The organism is Chryseobacterium foetidum (genome assembly GCF_025457425.1).
Classification (GTDB): Bacteria; Bacteroidota; Bacteroidia; order Flavobacteriales; family Weeksellaceae; genus Chryseobacterium; species Chryseobacterium foetidum.
This window is the reverse complement of sequence record NZ_JAMXIA010000001.1, coordinates 2454647-2472390: the sequence shown is the minus strand read 5'-3', so window position 1 is coordinate 2472390 and position 17744 is coordinate 2454647. Positions and strand designations below refer to the sequence as shown.

At 39.9% G+C, this 17744-nt stretch carries 9 protein-coding genes, 2 tRNA genes, 3 rRNA genes and 1 pseudogene; 3 read left to right on the top strand and 12 right to left on the bottom strand.

Annotated elements, in window-relative coordinates; all coding sequences use genetic code 11:
* Positions 1 to 63 precede the first annotated feature (63 nt).
* Entirely contained in the window at positions 64 to 861 is a 798-nt protein-coding gene (locus NG809_RS11635) for an SDR family oxidoreductase (protein ID WP_262150810.1), read from the top strand.
* Between the two features lie 53 nt (positions 862 to 914).
* Positions 915 to 2489 carry a BamA/TamA family outer membrane protein gene (locus tag NG809_RS11630; RefSeq protein ID WP_262150808.1) on the top strand — a complete coding sequence of 525 codons (1575 nt, stop codon included), beginning with the start codon at positions 915 to 917 and terminating at the stop codon, positions 2487 to 2489.
* A 1092-nt stretch (positions 2490 to 3581) separates the two neighbouring features.
* On the opposite strand, the gene rrf is transcribed toward NG809_RS11630, so the two are convergent.
* From rrf to NG809_RS11590, 8 genes and pseudogenes are all read right to left on the bottom strand, one after another.
* Positions 3582 to 3689: ribosomal RNA gene (rrf, locus tag NG809_RS11625) — 5S ribosomal RNA — on the bottom strand.
* A gap of 163 nt (positions 3690 to 3852) precedes the next feature.
* Positions 3853 to 6615, bottom strand: a 23S ribosomal RNA gene (locus tag NG809_RS11620).
* A 202-nt stretch (positions 6616 to 6817) separates the two neighbouring features.
* Positions 6818 to 6894, bottom strand: a tRNA-Ala gene (locus NG809_RS11615).
* Positions 6895 to 6988: 94 nt separating this feature from the next.
* Positions 6989 to 7062, bottom strand: a tRNA-Ile gene (locus NG809_RS11610).
* 275 nt (positions 7063 to 7337) lie between these two features.
* A 16S ribosomal RNA gene (locus NG809_RS11605) occupies positions 7338 to 8854 on the bottom strand.
* The 16S, 23S and 5S rRNA genes sit together here with 2 tRNA genes alongside, the layout of an rRNA operon.
* A gap of 1242 nt (positions 8855 to 10096) precedes the next feature.
* Positions 10097 to 11663 (bottom strand): annotated as a pseudogene (locus NG809_RS11600) (IS1182 family transposase).
* 140 nt (positions 11664 to 11803) lie between these two features.
* Positions 11804 to 12607, bottom strand: a complete 804-nt coding sequence (locus NG809_RS11595) for a GLPGLI family protein (RefSeq protein WP_262150806.1) — start codon at positions 12605 to 12607, stop codon at positions 11804 to 11806.
* 127 nt (positions 12608 to 12734) lie between these two features.
* Positions 12735 to 13028, bottom strand: a complete 294-nt coding sequence (locus NG809_RS11590) for a hypothetical protein (protein WP_262150804.1) — start codon at positions 13026 to 13028, stop codon at positions 12735 to 12737.
* A gap of 120 nt (positions 13029 to 13148) precedes the next feature.
* Between NG809_RS11590 and NG809_RS11585 the strand changes: the two genes are divergently transcribed.
* Complete coding sequence (locus NG809_RS11585; RefSeq protein ID WP_262147160.1) at positions 13149 to 14054, top strand: IS1595 family transposase; 906 nt, start codon at positions 13149 to 13151, stop codon at positions 14052 to 14054.
* 300 nt (positions 14055 to 14354) lie between these two features.
* On the opposite strand, the gene rpsJ is transcribed toward NG809_RS11585, so the two are convergent.
* The 4 genes from rpsJ to rpsL are packed head-to-tail and all read right to left on the bottom strand — an operon-like array spanning position 14355 to position 17715.
* Complete coding sequence (gene rpsJ, locus NG809_RS11580; protein ID WP_002661363.1) at positions 14355 to 14660, bottom strand: 30S ribosomal protein S10; 306 nt, start codon at positions 14658 to 14660, stop codon at positions 14355 to 14357.
* A 17-nt stretch (positions 14661 to 14677) separates the two neighbouring features.
* A complete protein-coding gene (gene fusA / locus NG809_RS11575; protein ID WP_262150800.1) occupies positions 14678 to 16795 on the bottom strand; it encodes an elongation factor G in 2118 nt (705 codons plus the stop codon).
* 6 nt (positions 16796 to 16801) lie between these two features.
* A complete protein-coding gene (gene rpsG, locus NG809_RS11570; protein WP_034962875.1) occupies positions 16802 to 17278 on the bottom strand; it encodes a 30S ribosomal protein S7 in 477 nt (158 codons plus the stop codon).
* 23 nt (positions 17279 to 17301) lie between these two features.
* Positions 17302 to 17715, bottom strand: coding sequence for a 30S ribosomal protein S12 (gene rpsL, locus NG809_RS11565; protein ID WP_027383325.1), 414 nt, complete (start codon positions 17713 to 17715; stop codon positions 17302 to 17304).
* Positions 17716 to 17744 lie beyond the last annotated feature (29 nt).

Here is a 17744-nt window from a genome sequence, read left to right as displayed (position 1 = left end):
GGTTTTAGGGTCGGCGTAAATAAATTCAAAATCCCTAACTCAAACAAATATTTCTATTATTAAATGTCACACCACAAAACAATCATCATCACCGGAACATCCTCAGGAATAGGTTTCGTACTCGCAGAATATTTCGGAAAAAAGGGGCATCGTGTCTACGGATTGAGCCGGAAATTCACTGAAAGTCAATATTTTAAATCAATCCCAACTGATATTACGGATAACACAGCTGTTAAGAATGCAATTGCTGAAGTTTTAAAAACAGAAACTAAAATCGATGTTCTCATCAACAATGCCGGAATGGGAATGGTGGGTGCTGTGGAAGATTCATCAAAAGAAGATATTTTAAAATTATTTAATCTCAATCTTGTAGGAGCCGTTCAGATGATGACAGCCGTGATGCCGAAAATGCGGGAAAATAAATTCGGGCAAATCATCAATGTTTCGAGCATCGGAAGTGAAATGGGATTGCCGTTCCGCGGATTTTACTCAGCTTCAAAATCGGCTTTGGATAAAGTTACAGAAGCAATGAGATATGAAGTTTTTCAATGGAATGTAAATGTCTGTTCGCTTCATTTGGGCGATATTAAAACCAACATTGCAGAAAACCGTGTAAACACAAAGGTTACAGAACCTTACAAAAGCGTTTTTGATAAAGTGTACGCTTTGATGAATTCCCACGTCGGCGACGGAACAGAACCCTTAGAAGTTGCGGAATACATCGATCAACTTTTAACTAAAAATAAGTGGAAAGCTCATTATTATTTCGGTAAATTCGGGCAGAAAATCGGTGTTCCTTTGAAATGGATTCTTCCACAGGGAACTTATGAGAATCTGATGAAGAAATACAATAAAATGTAAGATTTGAAGTTTGAGATTTGAGGTTGAAACTGTTTTTAAAAATATTTTTTGTTTTGTTTTGCGTCTTTGTACAGGCGCAGAAGAAACAGTATTTTCTGATTGATACAGAAATCAAGGCCAGGAAAAAGGTAAAAGATTCTGCTACAGCCGTAAAATTTCTCGATTCTCTCGCTCAAAGCAACTATTTTTTCACTGAACTGAAGGAGGTTAAAGTAAAAGGCGACAGCACAGAAATTTTCTACGATAAAGGACAAAATTATAATGTAGCTTATGTTTCCCTTTCAGACTCGATTGTCAAAAAACTAAAGACGGAAAAAGATTTTTTCACAAAAAATTTAGATTCTACAAAAAATAAAATCAACAAAGCATATATTGATGACGGTTTTGCCTTCAGCCGGTTAAAATCAACTGTAAAGACCAAGAAAAATGGATATCCGGTAGTAGAACTTGATATCAATAAAAACGATAAGCGCACAATTGATGGCTTTGTAATGAAAGGCTACACGAGAGTTCCCAAGCGTTTCGTGAAAAATTTAAACAAAGAATTTAAAGGTAAAACATACGACGACAAAAACCTGATTGCCGTCAACAAACAGTTTCAGGGGCATCCCTTTCTTTCATTGGAACGGCAGCCTCAGACTTTATTTACCAAAGATTCCACTCAGATTTACCTTTTTTTAGAAAAGAAAAAAACAAATACTTTTGATGGAGTCATCGGTTTTGGTAATGACAAAACTGAGAAATTTACCCTAAACGGAACGCTGAATGTGAATTTCAAAAACATGTTTAACGGTTTTGAAACCATCAATCTCTACTGGCAGAGAAACCCGGATAAAGGACAGAATTTTGACCTTCAAACCGATATTCCTTATCTTTTTAATTCTAATGTTGGTTTGAATATGAAAGTGAATATTTTCCGTCAGGATTCCACTTTTGCCAATGTAAAAGCATTACCTGCATTTTATTATCATATTAATAATCGTCAAAAAATTGGTTTTAGGGGAACTTTTGAAAATTCAACCATTCTCGACAGCCTTTACGTCCAAGGAAAAGATTATAATAAAAAAGGAATCGGGCTTTATTTTGACATGACCGAACCCAGCGACATTGATCTTTTCCTGTACAAAACCAAAATAAATTTCGGATACGATTACCTTACAACCACGTATTCCAGAGAGAATATAAAGTCTCCACAAAATCAGTTTTACTTTTTTGGGGAGTACAATTACCACATCAACGGAAATCACTTCCTGAACATCAAAGCTGAAGGCGCAATGCTGGATTCTAAGGTAGATTTCACAGCAAATGAACTCTATCGTTTCGGTGGGTGGAACTCTTTGCGTGGTTTTAATGAAAACTCTCTCACCGCCGATTTCTTCTATTACGGAGGTTTGGAATACCGCTATCTCATCGGCAATCAGGCATTTTTTGATGTTTTCGGGCAGTATGGGCAGCTCAACAATAAATCTTTGGGTGTGAAACCTAAGCTGTACAGCGTTGGGCTTGGCTTTAATTTCTTTATTCCCATTGGTTTGATGAGTTTTCAGCTCTCAAACGGTAATGAATTTGGTAATCCATTCAAATTTAATGACATTAAAATCCACTGGGGAATTCTGAGTAGATTTTAGAGAATAATCGTATTGATAAGTGCACTCCGTAACAATTATCGGTGTATGCCCCCTTAGAAAAGCTTTGGGGCCCGTTTACACAAGGCATGACTCCACAATAAAATTATAGAAGACAGCTGTAAAGAATCTATCTCAGGAGCTAATTCCTGCTATCCGCTGTATCTTTTTTGTCACCGACTCCTGTAGATAGTTTACCTGCTCCTCCAAGACAAAAAAGGATGCCGCTTCTATCAGGGCTAGGGAAGCGCGCTAGGAAGAATATTTATTGCTGAGAAGAAAAAGTTCTATGAGTAATAGGTAATGATGGATGATTGATGTCGGGTGCTGGGTGATGGGTGATTGATGATGGATGATGGATGATTGATGATTGATGATTGATGATAGACTCCACAGATATATCATTTTTTTTTAATCAAAAGCACGGTAAAAGCTTGTGAATGGTTTATTGTCTGCCAGCTAAGATTTTGATTCCTGACAGCAGCCGTATCGTGTATCTTCAATTTTGAATCTTAAATCCCGAATTTTAAATTCTAAATTTTGAATTTCGCATCCCGAACTGATGATTGATGAATGATGAATGATATTAAGTGCTGGACGCCACAGATATATCATTTTTTTTAATCAAAAGCACGGTAAAAGCTTTCTGTAAATGGTTTATTATATGCCAGCTAAGATTTTGATTCCTGCCAGCAGCTATATCCCGTATCTTCAATTTTGAATATTAAATCCCAAATTTTAAATTCTAAATTTTGAATTTCGCATCCCGCACTGATGATTGATGAATGATGAATGATATTGGGTGTTGGACGCCACAGACATATCATTTTTCTAATCAAAAGCACGGTAAAAGCTTTCTGTGGATGGTTTATTGTCTGCCAGCTAAGATTTTGATTCCTGACAGCAGCTATATCCCGTATCTTCAATTTTGAATACGTACCTCGAATCTTGAATCTTGAATATTAAATTTTGAATTTTGTATCCCGCACCCCCGTATCTCGCAGCTTGAACCTTGAATTTTAAATCTTGAATTTTTTTGCGTTTTGCGCAAAAAAAAATCCCCAATCAAATAAATGATTGAGGATTTGAATAAAAAACTGGCGGCGACCTACTCTCCCGCTTTCGCAGTACCATCGGCGCTGGTGGGCTTAACTTCTGTGTTCGGAATGGGAACAGGTGAGCCCCACCGCTAAAACCACCCTAAAGGCTGTATATAACGTAGGGATGTACTGTGGTATAATGTATAAAGTATGTAAGCGTTGTGCTTTACTCTGTACATTGTACTTTCATACATTCTACATAATTTTATCGATAAAAACATTCACAAAGAGAGAACCTGAGCGGCGCGGATTAACGCTGCCAATTAGGCTATAAATCTACGGGTAATTAGTACTACTCGGCTATGCTGTTACCAGCTTTACACCTGTAGCCTATCAACGTGGTCATCTCCCACGACCCTTAAAAGATGTCTCATCTTGAGGCGAGTTTCGCACTTATATGCTTTCAGTGCTTATCTCTTCCAAACGTAGCTACTCAGCGGTGCTCCTGGCGGAACAACTGATACACCAGAGGTTTGTTCAAATCGGTCCTCTCGTACTAGATTCAAGCCCTCTCAAACATCTAACGCCCGCAATAGATAGAGACCGAACTGTCTCACGACGTTCTGAACCCAGCTCGCGTGCCACTTTAATGGGCGAACAGCCCAACCCTTGGGACCTTCTCCAGCCCCAGGATGTGACGAGCCGACATCGAGGTGCCGAACCTCCCCGTCGATATGAGCTCTTGGGGGAGACTAGCCTGTTATCCCCGGAGTACCTTTTATCCTATGAGCGATGGCCCTTCCATACGGAACCACCGGATCACTATGTCCTGCTTTCGCACCTGATCGACTTGTAGGTCTCACAGTCAAGCACCCTTATGCCATTACACTCTACGCACGGTTACCAAGCGTGCTGAGGGTACCTTTGAAAGCCTCCGTTACTCTTTTGGAGGCGACCACCCCAGTCAAACTACCCACCACGCAGTGTCCTTCAATTAAGAAGTTAGGCTCCAAGTAAGTAAAGGGTGGTATTTCAACGTTGACTCCACAAACACTGGCGTGCCTGCTTCATAGTCTCCCACCTATCCTACACATTACTTACTCAAAGTCAATACGAAGTTATAGTAAAGGTTCACAGGGTCTTTTCGTCCCATTGCGGGTACTCGGCATCTTCACCGAGACTACAATTTCACAGAGCTCATGGTTGAGACAGTGCCCAGATCGTTACACCATTCGTGCAGGTCGGAACTTACCCGACAAGGAATTTCGCTACCTTAGGACCGTTATAGTTACGGCCGCCGTTTACTGGGGCTTCAGTCAAACGCTTCGCATTGCTGCTAACGCCCTTCCTTAACCTTCCAGCACCGGGCAGGTGTCAGACCCTATACTGCATCTTTCGATTTTGCAGAGTCCTGTGTTTTTGATAAACAGTCGCCTGGGCCTTTTTACTGCGGCCACCATTGCTGATGGCGTCTCTTCTCCCGAAGTTACGAGACTATTTTGCCTAGTTCCTTAACCATGATTCACTCTAGCACCTTAGGATTCTCTCCTCGACTACCTGTGTCGGTTTATGGTACGGGTTGCTTCACTTCGGCTTTTCTTGGAAGCACTTTCCCTACAGCAACTTCGCCCGAAGGCTAGGTCTTGACTATTCCGTCAGTCTCCAGTAAGTACGGCACTCCGTCCCCTTTTTAGTGTGAGCAAGTATGGGAATATTAACCCATTGTCCATCCACTACCCCTTTCGGGTTCGCGTTAGGTCCCGACTAACCCTCAGCTGATTAGCATGGCTGAGGAAACCTTAGTCTTTCGGTGAGCGGGTTTCTCGCCCGCTTTATCGTTACTTATGCCTACATTTTCTTTTCTGTCCGCTCCACAATACCTCACAGTACTGCTTCGGCGCAAACAGAATGCTCTCCTACCAGATACAGTCCCATGACTGTAAATCCATAGCTTCGGTAATATGTTTATGCCCGATTATTATCCATGCCGGACCGCTCGACTAGTGAGCTGTTACGCACTCTTTAAATGAATGGCTGCTTCCAAGCCAACATCCTAGCTGTCAATGCAGTCCAACCGCGTTGCTTCAACTTAACATATATTTGGGGACCTTAGCTGTTGGTCTGGGTTCTTTCCCTCTCGGACATGGACCTTAGCACCCATGCCCTCACTGCCGACCATCATTTATTAGCATTCGGAGTTTGTCAGGAATTGGTAGGATTTGACTCCCCCGCATCCAATCAGTAGCTCTACCTCTAATAAACTGTAAATCGACGCTGCACCTAAATGCATTTCGGAGAGTACGAGCTATCTCCCAGTTTGATTGGCCTTTCACCCCTACCCACAGGTCATCCGAAGACTTTTCAACGTCAACCGGTTCGGTCCTCCACTTTGTGTTACCAAAGCTTCAACCTGCCCATGGGTAGATCACAAGGTTTCGCGTCTAATCCTACTAACTATGCGCCCTGTTCAGACTCGCTTTCGCTCCGGCTCCGCACCTGAAGTGCTTAACCTCGCTAGTAAAATTAACTCGTAGGCTCATTATGCAAAAGGCACGCCGTCACCCAACTTGTGGGCTCCGACCGCTTGTAGGCGTACGGTTTCAGGTTCTGTTTCACCCTTCTATTCGAAGTGCTTTTCACCTTTCCTTCACAGTACTTGTTCACTATCGGTCTTTCAGGAGTATTTAGCCTTGGAGGATGGTCCCCCCATATTCAGACAGGATTTCACGTGTCCCGCCCTACTCATTTATCACTTTAATATGCCTTTCATATACGGGGCTATCACCCTCTTTGGCTGTTCTTTCCAGAACATTCTATTAAACATATAAAAGCTTTTGGGCTAATCCGCGTTCGCTCGCCACTACTTACGGAATCTCTTCGATTTCTTTTCCTCAGGGTACTTAGATGTTTCAGTTCTCCTGGTTTGCTCTCCTTGCGGAGTGACATGTCTTCAACATGCCGGGTTGCCCCATTCGGACATCTCGGGATCAATTCGTGTGTGCCAATCCCCCGAGCTTTTCGCAGCTTACCACGTCCTTCTTCGCCTCTGAAAGCCTAGGCATCCGCCATACGCCCTTAACGATTTCTTTCCTAATTTGTTGATTAGTTCAGTATTTTTTAATCAGCATTGCTGCCAATAATATTTTTGTAAACTCAAGCGCTTTTCCGCGCCCGGTTTTCTCTTTGTGATATCTTTACCGTTAATGTCAATGATCTTTTCTCTACTTCTGATCTAATTCGCAAAATATTGTTTTTGGCTCTATCTGCTTTTTAAAATTAAACCATCGGTGATGGTGGAGAATAAGGGAGTCGAACCCTTGACCTCCTGCGTGCAAGGCAGGCGCTCTAGCCAGCTGAGCTAATTCCCCTCTAGTTTGATTTGAGATTTGATATTTGAGATTTGATATTCAGACTTAACGAATTTCAAATTTCAAACCTTCAATTTCAAATCACTTAAATTAGTAGTCTCGGGCAGGCTCGAACTGCCGACCTCTACATTATCAGTGTAGCGCTCTAACCAGCTGAGCTACGAGACTTTGTTATGAGTGATGATTAATGAGTTATAATTGATATTTTCATACCGCATATTTCATTTTCATTCTCAATCTCTTATCCCTTATACTAATTTCTAGTGGGTTTATATTTTTTATAAGTGATAAATGATGATTGATGTATGATGTTTTATCACTGATCAAATATCTTTTATCATTTATATATATGACAACCAAATAAAAAAACTAAAGCTAAAAAACTTTAAATAAGTACATTGTACTTGCGTACTGTTTTTGTTTAACGTCTTAAAGACGCTCTAAAATGAGATGTTCCAGCCGCACCTTCCGGTACGGCTACCTTGTTACGACTTAGCCCTAGTTACCTGTTTTACCCTAGGCAGCTCCTTTTACGGTCACCGACTTCAGGTACCCCAGACTTCCATGGCTTGACGGGCGGTGTGTACAAGGCCCGGGAACGTATTCACCGCGCCATGGCTGATGCGCGATTACTAGCGATTCCAGCTTCATAGAGTCGAGTTGCAGACTCCAATCCGAACTGAGACCGGCTTTCGAGATTCGCATCTTATCGCTAAGTAGCTGCCCTCTGTACCGGCCATTGTATTACGTGTGTGGCCCAAGGCGTAAGGGCCGTGATGATTTGACGTCATCCCCACCTTCCTCTCTACTTGCGTAGGCAGTCTCACTAGAGTCCCCAACTGAATGATGGCAACTAGTGACAGGGGTTGCGCTCGTTGCAGGACTTAACCTAACACCTCACGGCACGAGCTGACGACAACCATGCAGCACCTTGAAAATTGTCCGAAGAAAAGTCTGTTTCCAAACCTGTCAATTCCCATTTAAGCCTTGGTAAGGTTCCTCGCGTATCATCGAATTAAACCACATAATCCACCGCTTGTGCGGGCCCCCGTCAATTCCTTTGAGTTTCATTCTTGCGAACGTACTCCCCAGGTGGCTAACTTATCACTTTCGCTTAGTCTCTGAATCCGAAAACCCAAAAACGAGTTAGCATCGTTTACGGCGTGGACTACCAGGGTATCTAATCCTGTTCGCTCCCCACGCTTTCGTCCATCAGCGTCAGTTAAAACATAGTGACCTGCCTTCGCAATTGGTGTTCTAAGTAATATCTATGCATTTCACCGCTACACTACTTATTCCAGCCACTTCTACTTTACTCAAGACCTGCAGTATCAATGGCAGTTTCACAGTTAAGCTGTGAGATTTCACCACTGACTTACAGATCCGCCTACGGACCCTTTAAACCCAATAAATCCGGATAACGCTTGCACCCTCCGTATTACCGCGGCTGCTGGCACGGAGTTAGCCGGTGCTTATTCATACTGTACCTTCAGCTACCCTCACGAGGGTAGGTTTATCCCAGTATAAAAGAAGTTTACAATCCATAGAACCGTCGTCCTTCACGCGGGATGGCTGGATCAGGCTCTCACCCATTGTCCAATATTCCTCACTGCTGCCTCCCGTAGGAGTCTGGTCCGTGTCTCAGTACCAGTGTGGGGGATCACCCTCTCAGGCCCCCTAAAGATCACTGACTTGGTGAGCCGTTACCTCACCAACTATCTAATCTTGCGCGTGCCCATCTCTATCCGCCGGAGCTTTCAATATTAAATGATGCCACTCAATATATTATGGGATATTAATCTTCCTTTCGAAAGGCTATCTCCCTGATAAAGGCAGGTTGCACACGTGTTCCGCACCCGTACGCCGCTCTCTCTATTCCGAAGAATAAATACCGCTCGGCTTGCATGTGTTAGGCCTCCCGCTAGCGTTCATCCTGAGCCAGGATCAAACTCTCCATTGTATGTTTGTCTGACTCACTCAAAGTTTCTTATATACGCTTTAGTTTTTCCTTATTTTTTGGTTGTTATATTGTATCTTCAATGATCTCTTCTCTTCCGCTTTTTAACCAGGCTACTTTTCTGTCAGTTTCACCCCGTATTTGCGTGTGCAAAAGTAATAAGTTATTTTAACATGACCAAATGTTTCTGAAAGAAATTTTAAAGTTTTTTGACGACCTTAATCTCCCCGTTTTTCATTCAATCAATTAACTTCTGCGCTTCCCCATAATTGGGTCTGCAAATATACAACTGTTTTTTATTCTTGCAAATTTTTCAGCCAATATTTTTTTTGAAGTTTTGTTCTTATCTTTACTCTCCTGCGCTACTTACTTCCTTCCGTTTTCAGTGGTGCAAAAGTAGAAACTTTTAATATCCCCACCAAACTTTTATTCATATTTATTTAACATAATGTCACAACACGCTGGTTGAGTGTGGGAAAAGTTGTGGGAAGATGGGAGATGGAAGATGGGAGATGGGAGTTTTTGGGGTGCGGGGTTGGAGGGCTTTAGTGGTTGAGTTGGTTAGTGTTTAGTTGGAGAGCCGGAGAGTGAAGGGATGATTGATTTCGGGGTACGGGGTTTGGAGGACTTTAGTGGTTGAGTTGGTTAGTGGTTGAGTTGGAGAGCCGGAGAGTGAAGGAATGATTGATTTCAGGGTACGGGGTGTGGCAATGTTGTGGCGGGGAGGTTATTGTGGGCGTCTTTGTTGATAGCACTCCTATGGAGTGCGAAGGTTTTGGAATGTTGTTTCTACGCAGATCACACTCCTACGGAGTGCAATGGCGGCAAGTGTGATTTTGATATACGGATTTTTGACAAACATGGTATTCCTGACAGGTGGCGGGCAGGAAGGCTGTGATTTTCTAAGTGGGTATGGGCGGGACGCCCGCAACAGCGGACAAAAAGATTTGAGATTTGAGATTTGAGATTTGAGATTCGGGGTGCGGGTTATGGATTACGGGCTGCGAAGTGAAGGTGACGAGTTGTTTGGGTTTTGAAAATAGAGAGTTTTTGCTGCAGTAATTTTTTTTGTGGGTACGGGCGGGACGCCCGCACCAGCGGTGTGCTAGAAAACGGAAAGGCTAAAACAAGCATCAAACATTCTGTTTATCCAAAAAATGAATCCGTCTCACAACAAAATTTGAGGCGGATTTTTTATTTCAGTAAAATGTATATTATTTTGGAAAATAGAAAAAGTTGTCCTCTTTAGGCAACTTTCTTTCTTAGATTGTGTGCTAAAGCGTGTAAACCGAACTCCAATTCTACTTTTTTCAGACCTTTGAGGGTAAACCGCTTAAAATTATTGCAATGTTTGAGATGTGCAAACACAGGTTCTACTTCAACCGAGCGTTGTTTTCTTTTTTTAATGCCTTTTTCACTGTTTAAAAGCTTTCGTATTTTCTCTTTGTAATCTTCCAAATGATGGTTCCGTTCGATGCTTCGGTTTTCTTTGGAACTGTGGCAAACGCCTCTAATTGGGCATCCATAGCAGTTTTTAGCCTGATAATGGGAGAGCTTTTGAGGATAACCGGTCTTGGTTTTGCGCGTGCTTTCGTGCGTTTTTTCCATCTTTTGTCCCATCGGACAGATATAAAAATCGCCTTCCCCGTTGTAATGCAGATTTTCTTTGCTGAAAGTCTTGTGTTTCGCCTGATAATGGGCATTCTGCTCTTTGTCGAAAGTATTGTATTTTACAAATGGTGTAATATTGTTCTGTTCCAATAATTCGTAGTTCTGCTCGCTTCCGTACCCCGCATCGGCAGTGAGTTCTTCCAACTCTTCCATTCTTTTTTTACCAAACAATTTCTCAAAATTTTCCAAATGACGCTCCAAAGTATTGATATCATTGGTTTGCTGATGGATGGTATAATTGACGATGATTTGATTTTGACTTCGTCGAATCTTCGATTTCTGTGGAAATCTGTGCATTATAAGCCGGTTTGAGCTGTCCATTCATCATGTGATCGTCCTTCATTCTCATGAAAGTAGCATCTTCATCGGTCTTGCTGTAGGAATTCCGCTCTGCTAAAATAGCTTCCTGAGCTTCGTATTTATCGAGGTTTTTCTCAAAATTGTTTTTAATGTAATTCAGTTTGGCTTTGGCTTTTTTGTCGGAATCGGTTTTACCCCCGCTGCCTTTTAATTTGGCATTGATATTTTCTGCCGTTTGCCGGATTTTTTCTTTGCTGATCTCTTTGAACTCCGGCGGTTCAGGGTCTTTATCTTCTTCCTTTGCCACACTTTGAGCGTATTTCCAGAGCTCTTCCAGTTGACGAAGCATTTTTTCTTTGTTGGTTTTGATGGAATTTGCCCAGACAAAAGTGTAGCGACCCGCCTGTGCTTCAATTTTGGTTCCGTCTACAAACACCTGTTTCAGGCTCACCAAACCTTCTTCTGCCAAAAGCAAAACCACCTGGGAGAAAATATTTTTGAAGGCGGCTTCAAGTTTATGGGCACGAAAACGGTTCACGGTATTGTGATCTACAATACTCATGTTGGAGAGCCACATGAAGTTGATGTTTTCACGAAGCGCTTTTTCGATTTTCCGCGATGAATAAATATTGTTCATATACGCAAAAACCATCACCTTGAGCATCATCACAGGGTGATAACTGGGATTTCCTTCTTTACTGTAAGCTTTCAGGAGCGGGTCAATGTTTACCTTCTCCAAAATATCATTAACGATCCGAACAGGATGATTTTCGGGAATCAAATCCTCAAAACTATAAGGAAACAAAACCAACTGATTTTGATTATAATGCTTAAAATTCATAAACAACTATCTGATTATCAGATATAAATATACGAAATCCTGCAATAATTACCAAAAAAAACCGCCTCAGTTGTGAGACGGATTCATTTTGTTAATAAAGTTCAGCATTGCTAAAAAAACATAGTTTCCTAAAGAAAAAACTAAGGTTTTAATTCAATATAATTAATTTTCTTACTGTCAATCCTCCTTTGTATCGCTGCTTTGTCTTCTGCCCTGAAAGTAACGCCATTACCCTGTAAGGTATTTACATAATTATTTCTCATATTTACTCTGGCTTTGAAATACTCCGTTTTTGCAACCTTTTTGTAGCGATCGAAAATCTTGTCATAAAATAAGAGATAATCTTTTTCTGACTGCACCTGGATTAAAGAGAAGTTAAAATGATTTTGTGTATCAGAAATCTGAACAATTAAACCTGGTAAACCGTGGAAAGTATGAGGTCCGTCAGAAACCGGTATTTCATTTGTAAACCATGCTTCCCACTGTCTTCCTCCATAAGAAAGCTTTGCTTTCTGACAGTTATATATATCAACCATTTTTTTCTCTTCGGTAAGTTCCCAATTCATTAGCAGCGGATCAATATATTTCATACCTAAACCAGCACCCTTATCATATACAGAAATCGTATCTTGAGTTTTATAGACAACAGATTGAAACTGAGGTTTCGGTAAACTTGGCAATTTAGACATCATACTTCCTAGATCTGCTTTTGAAGCTTCCATTGAACGTAATGTCTGCATCACATATTTATGGGTATTACTTATGAAACACGATTTACCTTCTTTAATCTGAAGATAAAAATCTTCCTCTTTTTTATAGTCTGAGTTTGTAGAATCAGGTAAGTATACCAGCCTGTAAGTAAATATCTGCATTTTGTCAGAACCCTGCTGTTGTGCATGAGAAAAAGAGAAGCAAAACAGAAAAATGATTAATAAATATCTCATATAAACTATATTTTTGTTAATGGTCATTAAAGTAAATTAAAGCAATATACTTTAAATGAGAAAAGCTTTAAAATATGCATTTTAAAGCCTTATTCTCAATTTGTTAAAACACTAGGTAATTCAAAAGTTATCCACATACCTGAGCATCTGTACTCAAAGCTTCATACATTAACTCAAAAGTACTGTATCCGCAAACAAAATCTGTCCATCCACATGACATCGTAAATGTAATACAGGTAATAAATTCGCGTTCTTTACGAACTTCTGTCTGTTCTTCTGTAACACTTTTTGCAGCAGTTTCAGTAACAGCTTCGCTCTTTTTATTCTCTGTAGGTAACTTATCAGAATTTAAAGGAGTTACTGAATTCGCACTCATAAGTCCGGCAACTCCAAAAGCTGCCACAAGTAATAATTTTTTCATAAACGTTAATATTTTATTTGTTTAACGTTTTAAAATTAAAATTAAAATTAAAATTAAAATTAAATGTATATCCGTAATTCGTAATAATTTCGTATATTTATCTGTAATTTAAATAATTAGATGGATATATTTAGCTTTACCGCTCATTTTGGGACAGAGGAAGATTGCAGAATTCATTTTAAGAAACAGAGAGATAAGATTGGCGTGGCATGCAAATGTGGTCATAAAGAACATTTCTGGATTAAGAGCATTTGGAGCTACGAATGCAAAAAATGCCGTAAAAGGACTTCTTTGAAAAGCGGCACCATTATGCAGAACTCTAATCTTTCATTTTTAATTTGGTATAAGACAATGTTCTTAATGAGCGTTACAAAAAAAGGATTTTCGTCTAAAGAAATTCAGAAGCAATTGGGATTGAAACGCTATGAGCCTGTTTGGGCAATGGTTCATAAGCTAAGAAAAGCAATGGGAACACGGGACGAAAAATATACTTTAGAAGGAATGATTGAATTTGATGAAGGCTATTTTACAGTAGAATCCAGTGAGATTGAGCAGGAAAAAGGAGTCCGCGGCAGAGGTGCAGCGGGCAAACAAAATGTTGCTGTAATGGCCGAATCTACGCCTTTGGAAAATATAGAGACTGGTGAAAAATCAAAATCCTGCAGATACTTTAAAGCTAAAGTTTTAGAAACGCATCTTTCCCTTGAAATCAACGAAACCATTAAGGAATCGATCGATAATCAAAGTATTGTTTTCACTGATAAAAGTACCTCGTACGTTGATATCTCTGATTTTGTAGAGCTTCATATCACAGAGAAATCGGATAAAGAAACCACAAATGAAACCTTAAAATGGGTTCATATTACCATTAGTAATGCAAAACGGAATTTATTGGGAAATTATCATAAAATCAAAAGAAAATACCTTCAACTGTATTTAAATGAATTTATCTACAAACTAAATCGGAGATATTTCGGCGACCAACTCTTCGAAAGGCTCATTATTGCTAATATTACAGCGGTATGATTAAAAACGGATATACATTAAAAATTAAAATTAAAATTAAAACTATCCAAACTATTTCACTAAACAAAGTGAAATATTATATTATGTTAACTCTAATTTACGAGATTTAAAGTAGATTACTTTATTTTAACAAAAATCATTTATTCATAATCATCTTCAAATTAAAATACAGAAAAAACATATGTTAAAATATCTTAAAATATAATCAAAAAAAAATCCCTCTTCTTTCGAAAAGGGATTTAATATTTAATGTGTAGCTAAAAACTTCCATCTTCCGACTTCAATCTTCAAGCTAATTTATCACACTTTAATTTCTACGTCAACTCCTGAAGGAAGCTCTAATTTCATTAGAGCATCAACAGTTTTAGAAGAAGAAGAGTAGATATCCATCAGTCTCTTGTGAGCTGATAATTGGAACTGCTCTCTAGCTTTCTTGTTTACGTGCGGAGATCTCAACACTGTGAAGATTCTCTTGTTCGTTGGCAATGGAATAGGACCGTTTACAACAGCACCAGTAGCCTTTACCGTTTTTACGATTTTCTCAGCAGACTTGTCTACCAAGTTGTAATCGTAAGATTTTAGTTTTATTCTGATTCTTTGTGACATTTCTTTGATTTAAAAAATTAACCTTTTGCTTTAGCGATAATATCTTCAGCAACGTTTTGAGGAGTAGCCTGGTACTTCTCTAATTCCATAGAAGAAGTAGCTCTTCCTGATGAAAGTGTTCTTAGAGTAGTAACATAACCGAACATTTCAGATAATGGAACTGAACCTTTGATTACAACGGCACCGTTCTTCTCTTCTTGTCCACTGATAGTACCTCTTCTCTTGTTAAGGTCACCAATGATGTTACCCATATATTCTTCCGGAGTTACAACTTCCAGTTTCATAATAGGCTCCATAATTACCGGCTTAGCAGCACGTCCCGCTTCTTTAAATCCTAATTTTGCAGCTAATTCGAAAGAAAGTGCATCAGAATCCACCGCGTGGAAAGATCCGTCTTTAAGAGTAACTTTAATACCTTCAACTTCGAAACCAGCCAATGGACCGTTCTTCATTGCAGCTTTAAATCCTTTTTCAATTGCAGGAACAAATTCTCTAGGAACGTTACCACCTTTGATCTCATTGATGAATTCTAAACCAACTTTACCTTCTTCTGCAGGTCCAAGTTCGAATACGATATCAGCAAATTTACCTTTTCCACCAGACTGCTTTTTGTAAACTTCTCTGTGGCTGGCAACTTTTGTTAAGTTTTCTTTGTATTCTACCTGAGGCTGTCCTTGGTTAACTTCAACTTTGAATTCTCTTCTCATACGGTCAACAATGATATCCAAGTGAAGCTCACCCATACCAGAAATGATAGTTTGTCCTGAAGCTTCATCAGTTCTCACTGTGAAAGTAGGATCTTCTTCAGCCAATTTAGCTAGAGCGTTACCCATTTTATCCTGGTCAGCTTTAGTTTTAGGCTCAACAGCGATACCAATTACCGGATCAGGGAAAACCATCGATTCTAGAACGATTGGATTTTTCTCGTCACACATTGTATCACCAGTTTTGATAGATTTGAAACCTACCGCTGCACCAATATCACCAGCTTCAATATATTCTACAGGATTTTGCTTGTTAGCGTGCATCTGATAGATTCTAGAGATTCTTTCTTTATCTCCTGAACGTGTGTTCAAAATATAAGAACCTGCATCTAGTCTTCCAGAGTATGCTCTGAAGAATGCCAATCTTCCTACGAAAGGATCGGTAGCAATCTTAAATGCCAAAGCTGCGAAAGGCTCTTTTACGTCTGGTTTTCTGAAGATCTCAGCGTCAGTTCTTGGGTCTGTACCTTTGATATCATCTTTATCCAATGGAGAAGGCAAGTATTTACATACTGCATCCAACATAAACTGTACTCCTTTATTTTTGAAAGAAGAACCACAAGTCATTGGGATAATTGATAAATCGATAGTAGCAGCTCTCAATGCAGCATTGATTTCTTCTTCTGTAATTGAATCTGGATCTTCGAAGAATTTCTCCATCAAAGTTTCGTCATATTCAGAAACAGCTTCTACTAATTTCTCTCTGTATTCCAGAACTTCAGCTTTCATATCTTCAGGAATTGGAACTACCTCGAAAGTAGCACCTTGTCCTGCCTCATCCCAGATGATCGCTCTGTTTTTGATCAAGTCAACAACACCTTTGAAATCTTCTTCAGCACCGATTGGTAAAACGATTGGAACTGCGTTTGATCCTAACATTGTCTTAACCTGGTTTACCACGTTAAGGAAGTCAGCACCCTGTCTGTCCATTTTGTTTACGAATCCCATTCTTGCAACTTTGTAGTTGTCAGCAAGTCTCCAGTTTGTTTCAGACTGAGGCTCTACTCCATCTACTGCAGAGAAAAGGAATACCAATCCATCCAATACTCTCAAAGATCTGTTTACCTCTACTGTGAAGTCAACGTGTCCCGGTGTATCGATGATGTTGAAGTGGTAAGGTTTTGTTTCAGGAAGAGCTTTACCTTGGTCTGTTGGAAAATTCCAAGAACAAGTCGTTGCAGCAGAAGTAATAGTAATACCTCTTTCTGCTTCCTGCTCCATCCAGTCCATTGTAGAAGCACCATCGTGAACCTCACCAATTTTATGATTTACTCCTGTATAGAATAAAATCCTTTCTGTAGTGGTAGTTTTACCGGCATCAATGTGCGCAGCAATACCAATATTTCTTGTAAATTTAAGATCTCTACCCATTTCAGATTAGAATTTAAAGTGTGAGAAAGCCTTGTTAGCTTCCGCCATTTTGTGAGTATCAGATTTTTTCTTGTAAGCAGCACCTTCTTCTCTTGAAGCAGCTACCACTTCGTTAGCCAATTTCAAAGCCATTGACTTATCATTTCTCTTTTTAGAGTAAAGGATTAACCATTTCATAGCCATAGAAATCTTTCTGTCAGCTCTGATTGGCATAGGAATCTGGAAGTTAGCTCCACCTACTCTTCTGGAACGTACTTCTACGTGAGGCATAACGTTAGTTAATGCATCTTTCCAGATTTCAAGGGCAGTCTTTTCAGTTTCTCCTTTTTTAGTTTCTACGATATCTAATGCATCATAGAATATTTTGAATGCGATTGACTTCTTACCGTCAAGCATCAGGTTGTTTACGAATCTAGTTACCAATTGATCATTAAACTTTGGATCTGGTAACAACGGTCTTTTTTTCGCTTTTGTCTTTCTCATTGTTTCTGTACCTTATTTAATGATTATTTTTTCTTTCCTTTAGCCGGTGCAGCTGCTGCCTGACCTGGTTTAGGTCTCTTAGCTCCGTACTTCGATCTTCTTTGAGTTCTTCCGCTTACTCCAGCAGTATCCAACGCACCTCTTACGATGTGGTATCTTACTCCTGGTAAATCTTTTACTCTCCCCCCGCGTACCAATACTATCGAGTGCTCTTGAAGATTATGTCCTTCACCTGGGATATAGGCGTTAACTTCTTTACCGTTTGAAAGTCTTACCCTTGCAACTTTTCTAAGTGCAGAGTTAGGTTTCTTAGGAGTGGTAGTATATACTCTCGTACATACACCTCGTCTTTGTGGACAAGAATCAAGGGCAGCCGATTTACTCTTCTTGGTAAGTGCGACTCTTCCTTTTCTAACTAATTGTTGAATAGTAGGCATTTAATTGCTTTTATTTTAGGGTGCAAAAG

Bases quoted from the DNA above. Each gene is read 5' to 3' on its own strand.
- rpsL (WP_027383325.1), bottom strand. From the start codon at position 17,715: ATGCCTACTATTCAACAATTAGTTAGAAAAGGAAGAGTCGCACTTACC.
- NG809_RS11590 (WP_262150804.1), bottom strand. From the start codon at position 13,028: ATGAAAAAATTATTACTTGTGGCAGCTTTTGGAGTTGCCGGACTTATG.
- fusA (WP_262150800.1), bottom strand. From the start codon at position 16,795: ATGGGTAGAGATCTTAAATTTACAAGAAATATTGGTATTGCTGCGCAC.
- NG809_RS11595 (WP_262150806.1), bottom strand. From the start codon at position 12,607: ATGAGATATTTATTAATCATTTTTCTGTTTTGCTTCTCTTTTTCTCAT.
- NG809_RS11585 (WP_262147160.1), top strand. From the start codon at position 13,149: ATGGATATATTTAGCTTTACCGCTCATTTTGGGACAGAGGAAGATTGC.
- NG809_RS11635 (WP_262150810.1), top strand. From the start codon at position 64: ATGTCACACCACAAAACAATCATCATCACCGGAACATCCTCAGGAATA.
- rpsJ (WP_002661363.1), bottom strand. From the start codon at position 14,660: ATGTCACAAAGAATCAGAATAAAACTAAAATCTTACGATTACAACTTG.
- rpsG (WP_034962875.1), bottom strand. From the start codon at position 17,278: ATGAGAAAGACAAAAGCGAAAAAAAGACCGTTGTTACCAGATCCAAAG.